7 protein-coding genes are annotated in these 6772 nt (G+C 40.7%); 3 read left to right on the top strand and 4 right to left on the bottom strand.

Annotation, left to right across the window (positions count from 1 at the left end):
* Positions 1-211 precede the first annotated feature (211 nt).
* Positions 212-1453 carry an MFS transporter gene (locus tag BP896_RS06330; protein WP_291766827.1) on the top strand — a complete coding sequence of 414 codons (1242 nt, stop codon included), beginning with the start codon at positions 212-214 and terminating at the stop codon, positions 1451-1453.
* Positions 1454-1473: 20 nt separating this feature from the next.
* Here the strand turns inward: BP896_RS06330 and BP896_RS06325 are convergent, their stop codons facing one another.
* Complete coding sequence (locus tag BP896_RS06325) at positions 1474-2241, bottom strand: SDR family NAD(P)-dependent oxidoreductase (protein WP_291766825.1); 768 nt, start codon at positions 2239-2241, stop codon at positions 1474-1476.
* 143 nt (positions 2242-2384) lie between these two features.
* Between BP896_RS06325 and BP896_RS06320 the strand changes: the two genes are divergently transcribed.
* Complete coding sequence (locus BP896_RS06320) at positions 2385-3503, top strand: family 1 encapsulin nanocompartment shell protein (RefSeq protein ID WP_291766824.1); 1119 nt, start codon at positions 2385-2387, stop codon at positions 3501-3503.
* Here the strand turns inward: BP896_RS06320 and BP896_RS06315 are convergent.
* From BP896_RS06315 to BP896_RS06305, 3 genes are all read right to left on the bottom strand, one after another.
* Entirely contained in the window at positions 3500-4450 is a 951-nt protein-coding gene (locus BP896_RS06315) for an NAD-dependent epimerase/dehydratase family protein (RefSeq protein ID WP_291766822.1), read from the bottom strand. The two genes, BP896_RS06320 and BP896_RS06315, sit on opposite strands and share 4 nt — an antisense overlap.
* 65 nt (positions 4451-4515) lie before the next feature.
* Complete coding sequence (locus BP896_RS06310) at positions 4516-5022, bottom strand: PaREP1 family protein (protein ID WP_349681939.1); 507 nt, start codon at positions 5020-5022, stop codon at positions 4516-4518.
* A gap of 64 nt (positions 5023-5086) precedes the next feature.
* Entirely contained in the window at positions 5087-5941 is an 855-nt protein-coding gene (locus BP896_RS06305) for a KaiC domain-containing protein (protein WP_291766821.1), read from the bottom strand.
* Positions 5942-6074: 133 nt separating this feature from the next.
* Between BP896_RS06305 and BP896_RS06300 the strand changes: the two genes are divergently transcribed.
* On the top strand, positions 6075-6772 hold a 698-nt coding region (locus tag BP896_RS06300; protein WP_291766819.1), incomplete at its 3' end, for a hypothetical protein.

Raw genomic sequence — 6772 nt, 5'->3', positions numbered from 1 at the left:
GCCAAAAGCAAACCATCAACCATACCAATATTTTTCCATTTAGGGATTTAAATAATTTACGTTAATGGTAATACTTTAAATAAATAGCTTCCAGCTTCCTAACCCTTAGCTTTATCATTATGTTGGGTGATTTGGGAATTTAAGTCCATGATTCACTTCACTTGAATTAAACTGTAATGTTTATAAATTAGTTATTGATAACCAATAACTTATGAATAAACCAAGGCAATTGGATTGGGATGTTATTAAAACCTTAGATGCAGGTGGTTTAAGTAAGCATCAGTGGCTAATTATAGCATCAGCCTCATTGGGTATGTTTCTATGGGGGATTCTATTAGCTTTAGCCCCCTTAACGACTCAGTGGCCGTTTGTGCCTAAAGGCATGATTGAGTACATTTTACTCTCAGCTCCAGTAGCCTTAACGGTGGGTAATTTAACAATAGGTAGGCTCTCAGACGCATATGGTAGGAAGTATACATTCATCCTTACATTTGCTCTCTACAGCATAGGTATATTACTAGTATTGCTCGCTAATAATGCGTATTCTTTAATTATTGGGATAGCGCTTGCGGAGTTTGGCCTTGGAGGTGAAGAACCCACTGCATTAGCTTACTTAGCTGAAATGATGCCAATCAAGAGGAGGGAGGAGGTGCTTATAGGTGTAACCAATGTAGCTAACTTGGGTGCTGCAGTAGCCGCAGCCTTAACATTAGCTACAGGCATGACTATTACACTTCAGAGGGAGTTCTTCGCAATCACAATTGGGGTAGCCTTAACTATTATGCTAGTGACTAGGCTAATGATTCCTGAATCCTACCGCTGGATGCTGTTTAAACACATTAAATCAATTAATCCGATTAATCTAAGTAACCTAAGGTTAAGGTTATTCGTCCTAGTGTCATTGGCAATAACAATAGTACTTACATATGCCCTACTAGCCCTAGTAATGGGGCCTTACCTGTTCCCACGGTTGACGTCCTGGATAGTGCTACTATATAATATTGGTGAAACCCTAGGCGGCATTATCGGCATCCTCATGTTTAAGAAGATTAGTGTGAAGCCTTTCACATTAATAGCATATTTAGGTGGATTCATTACAATGCTTGCGCTTATACCTCAAGTATTAGTAATGCCGCATAATTTAATAGTATTCTTAACTTTATTACTTATAAATGGTGTATTTGGGGAGCTGGGTTGGGCTGCCAGGGTCATTCTTGAGCCTGAATTATTCCCAACAAGGGTTAGGTCAATGGGCATTGCTGCAGTTAGGGCTTCAGCATACGTAATATACATCGCCTCAATATTCTTTACAGCAGGCTTCACGTTAAATGAGTACTTACTCTATAATGCTGGATTATGGGGCTTAGGCCTAGTGGCAGCATTAGAATGGTATAATAGAGGCTTAGAAACAGCATTTAAGCCTCTTGAGCAAATAAATGAAGAGAATGCGTAATCTTGCAAATAAATTAGGGCTTAAACTTCACCAGTGGTTACTTCCCTTGGATCTGGTTTTCTACTTATTATCCTACCGCCATCTATTATTATTTCGTTGCCTGTCATGAATGTGTTTAGGTCTGATATTAAGAATGCTATTAACCAAGCCACCTCCATGGGCCTACCCATCCTACCTATTAATGTTGCTGCATTATCATCAAGGCTCTTGGGTACCTCCCCACCCTTAACATACACTGGGCCTGGAGTTACCGTTATGGCTTGTATGCCGTACTTACCCAAGTCAACAGCCATACTCCTAGTCATAGCCACTAAACCACCCTTAGTGGTTACGTAGGGGAATGATGACTCAAGGGGGAAGTGGGCTTGTATGGCTGCAACATTAATTATCTTACCCCTAATCCCCCTCTTAATCATTAGCCTAGCGGCCATTTGGGAGAGTAGGAATGGTGCCGTTAAGTTTAACTCAATCATACTATCCCACTCCTCCAATGCAGTATCAAGGATACTGAACCTGGAATTCCTTGAAGCATTATTAATTAAGGCATGAATAACACCCACCTCAGACTCAAACCACTTAATGAAATCCAAAACCTCAACCCTCCTAGATAAATCAACCCTCCTAAACACTATACCAACCTCAGACTCAAGTAACCTACCCTTAGCCTCATCCCTACCAACACCATAAACAGTAGCCCCCAACTGCCTAAGTAACCTACCGGTAGCCTCCCCAATACCATGAGTCACGCCAGTAATTAAAACAACCCTCCCCCTTAAATCAATGCTCATACGTAGGCGTATACTTAAGGGTATTTAAGCACTTATGTTAATTAACCAGTGATTTAAGGTTAATATAATTGTGCTTAATGCTTCCTTAAATAAACTAATTCACATATGATTAAATTTAAATAATTCAGTGTAGTATCATTAATATGGTTTTCTCGAAGAATCCAGTAGACTTAATTAGGGATAGGAAACTCAGTGAGAATGAAGTTGGGGAGGCGCTTAGGCTAGCGATAATGGCTGAGCTAGATGCAATAAACCTATACCTCCAATTAGCTGGATTGATTACTGATGAGAAGGTTAAGAGGGTTTTTGAGGATATTGCCAAGGAGGAAAAGGCTCACTTTGGTGAATTCCTTACCTTACTTAAGAATTATGATCCAGAGCAGGTTGAGCAGTTGAAGGCTGGTTCCACTGAGGTTAGTGGATTAACGGGTATTAAGGCACCTAATGATCCTAATACTGGTAAGGGGGAATCCAAGAATACAGGTGATCCACCAATTGATGTTACTTCATCATCAGCCTTAAACCCTGAGGAGCTTAGGTATATTCAAGGTAAGATTCGGGGTACTGTTAATGAGGCAAGGAGGTTTAGGAAGTATTTAACCACATATGAGGCCGGCCCAGGCTTAGATGCAGTACCACTTGAGGAAACTTCAAGCGGCTCCTCAATAACCATAAGTAGATCCATTTTAGCCCTTAAGGAATTAAGCCTTAAATTTACAATCTCACAGAGGCAGATTGAGTACTCTAGAGCTAGGGGTGAGGCAGTTTATTCAGCATCAGCTGATCAGGCTGCTGTTAGGTTAGCTTATGATGAGGATTTAATGATACTTAACGACATATTAAGTAACCCTAAGGTTAAAACAATGGCTATGTCACCTTGGGATACCCCTGGTTCGGCGGTTAATGAGGTTTCAAGCGCCGTTAATGCATTATACGCTAATTACGTGCCTGAACCATACGTACTCTTCATTAGCCCCAACAGGTATACTAAGCTACTAATTGTTAATGAGAGGACTGGCGTCATGGAGTTAACTAGGGTTAAATCACTCATTAAGGATGTTGCAGTGATCCCGCAGTTGAGGGATGATACGGCATTATTAATGTCAACGCATCAATCAATAATTGATGTGGCAGTGGGGGTGGATGCCGCATTAGTGTATCTGGGTGTTGATGATAGTAACCATGTGTTTAGATTGTGGGAAACCTTAGCCGTGAGGGTTAAGGATCCTAGGGGAGTGGTAGTACTTAAGCAATCCACTTAGGGGCCTATAGCATAATTCTTAAACTGCCTAATGAATAATGCATTTTCATAAACCTCATCCTCCATGAATCTTAAGTCACCCACCAACTCCTTAATTCTCACGCAACTGTAGGTTGTGTTAATGTACTTGAAAAGCGGCTTAACATCACTTGGTAATGCTAATTTAAGTAGAATATTAGGTATAGGTATCCTTAATGGCCTTTTCCCAAGTGCCTTAACCATGATTTCAAAGAACCTAGCCACCTCAACCGGCTCACACTCAGTGGCGTATAGGTAGAGGCTCCTTGGCCTTAACTCATGCAGCCTAATTATCAACTCAGTAAGCTTAGGGGCACTAATAGCCATTAACTTAGCATTAACCCTAGGTACAATACCCACTTTAGCCACATTGTATATTTGGAGGAATTGTGGATGAGTATTATACTTACCGTAGACTAAGGTTGGCCTAATTATGGCTAGTGGGAAGCCTGTGGATTGAGATATTGAGTAAACCGCCTGTTCACCAAGGCACTTAGTCTCCTCATACAGTGTTGATGGCTTAGCCCCCTCACAATGCCTAGGCTCCTCGGTGATGAATTTACCAATTGGCCCCATGACATTAGATGCGCTTACGTGTATGAGCATTATTGATGGTGAGTAATCCGCTATTAGTGAGGCGACTTGCCTAGGTATAGTTACGTGAACGGCCCTAAGTAGCTGAAAATCATTGCTCAATGCACCTATTAGGTTAATTACAGTGTCAGAGTTCTTAATTAAACTCCTTAACTCATATTCATCAGTAAGTGGATTAAGCCTAGTGAGTTCAACACTACCCCTCAATATCTTCGCATAAATTTCATTGATACCATTCAGTGACCTGTACGTTACGGTAACGTGCCCCAACTTAGATAATGCCTCTGCAACATGTGTTGCTATGAATCCTAGGCCTAATACCAGAAACCTACTCATATTCAGTTACTTCACTTAACCCTTAATTAGGCTTAATAATTCTTAAACCTCATAGTCAGCATTCTTCACGAATTATTGCCCAGTAATTTCTGCGCCTCCTGTATCATTCTCTCAACATCTGGTAACCTATCCTTAATATCATCAGCATCTAGTTTCATCTCGTGGAATCCCCACACATGTAGGTAATTTGCCGTGTCCCAGGATTGCCTAAACCACCTACCAAGCCTCCTTGATATTTCAATTACAGCCTTCTCAAGCTCAGTTACAGTCCACCTCCCCCTCTCATTAACTCTAGCCAATATATCCTTTAAATCATAGTAAACCACCAATGCCTTAACAGATTCTTCAGCAGCCTTGTAGAGCTTTTCACTGGCTTGAACAGGGTCCTTATCTATCAAGTTCTTCCCCTCATTAAGGTAACCAATAGCTAACTCAATCCTAATCTTAATGAGGGTCTCTGGGTCAAGTTTTAGAGTATTGATTAATGTTGATAAGACTAATTCCTCAACATCAATACCCCTCCTAGTTGCTTCATCATAAAGCTTCTTAGGGATGGCAATGCTCACAGGCACTTTATGTTTTTGCCTTGGGGATTTATAAACCCTAATGCTTGCCCCTTAATTCGCGTATACAATGTTAAGTTTTATCAGCCTCAATGAGGATTAATCCCTTACCTGGCTGAATATCCACTTGGTAAGCCTCCTTAGCGTGGTTTGTTAACCTCATCTTCTTAATAATTAACCACCTCCTAATAGTCTTGGCCTCAACAACATTATCCATCCACATGTGTATTATACCGTCGGCAATATGCTCAAGGCCAAAGCCGAAGCTAGCCTCAGTGGTTGGGGCATATTGACTAACTAGGAGTGCAGTAATATTACTCCTATACAGGTTCTGCCTAAGCCTATAGCTATAAGCCCTAGCCATTGCAGGCTTATCAGCCCAGAAGGCAGTCATGGAGTCAATAATAAGCCTACTGGGTTCACTAACCTTACCCTCACTAAAGCCTAAAACCTCATAAGCCCTCTTAACAGCGCCCTCCAGTACCTCAATGCTCAAAGCCCTACTAGGCTTCTTACCCTCCTCCCCAGCCTCCTTAATCATCTCACGGTATTGCCTATATAAGCCGAATAAGTCAATCACAACTAATTTAGCGTTCTCAGGCTTAACCTTACCCGTAATTACATCACTTAAGTTAACAGGCTTAAACTGAGTTAAATCCATGTTGAATTGCCTAGCCTGCCTAACTACATCACGGAAGCTGGTCTCAGTGGTAACGTAGATTACTGGTTCATCATTCTCTAACCCATTGTAGGCGAAGTGCATGCATAGTATGCTCTTACCCACGCCTGGCTCCCCAGTAACCACAGTCCAAGTACCCCTGGGCACGCCACCCTCAAGTGCATTATCTAGAACCTTAATACCGAAAGCCTCCCTCTCAACCTCCTCCCTCAACCTAACCTCCCCCTTACCTTCACTCCTCTTCTCCATAAATTAACACTGTATTAAACACTATTTATATTTAAAGCTTCCTCAAGTAAGGTAATAAATATGATAATTATGCACATTAATATTGCGGGAAATTATGTAATAATTTATAAATAATCCGCAGTAATCATAACTTATGAAGAATACGCCTCCAATAGTGTTAACTATTACCGTAGTAATAGTGTTAGTGATACTGCTTATGGCGCTATACTTAAGGTTAATGCCATTTAAAAAGTTGAGTTACAAGGCTATTAATAAGTCATTTGATGGTATTGTTTACATTCTGCCCTCCAGTAATTCTACACCTTATTGGAAGGAGGCTTATGGGGATAGAACATTCTTTTACGTTTACGCCAATTTAAGCCTATATAGGGATTCCATCGCCGGTGATTTTAAGATAATTAGGGATGCTGGCTACAGCTTCATTGTAGTGGTTATTCCTCTAGCTGATAATTCATTCCAATACTATTACCCTAATATTAATTTGATTAGTGAATTGGCCTATGAGAATGGTTTAAAGGTAATGTGGGCAGTATTCCCTAAATGGTATTTTGGACCTGAATGGGATTACTTATATGTGAACTCCACGGTTTACATTAAGCTCATTGAATTATTAAACTACTTAACTTCACTCAATAGTACGTATAGGGTTGCAGTGTGGTATGGTTGGCCGCCTCAAGCAGTACCCCTAAACACTTGGTGTAATCCAGTAATGTTAAAGGGCTTCATAAATTCACTACCACAGCAGGTTAAGTCTAGGTATGTTGTATGGATCGACATGCCCTTCGATAAGTATGTTAATGAGTGTGGTGTAGTTAATGTTGTTAATGAATT

The sequence above is a fragment of the Caldivirga sp. UBA161 genome, assembly GCF_002506515.1.
In the GTDB taxonomy this organism is placed as follows: Archaea; Thermoproteota; Thermoprotei; order Thermoproteales; family Thermocladiaceae; genus Caldivirga.
The sequence above is the reverse complement of the archived record's forward strand: the minus strand, read 5'-3'. Positions and strand labels throughout refer to the sequence as shown.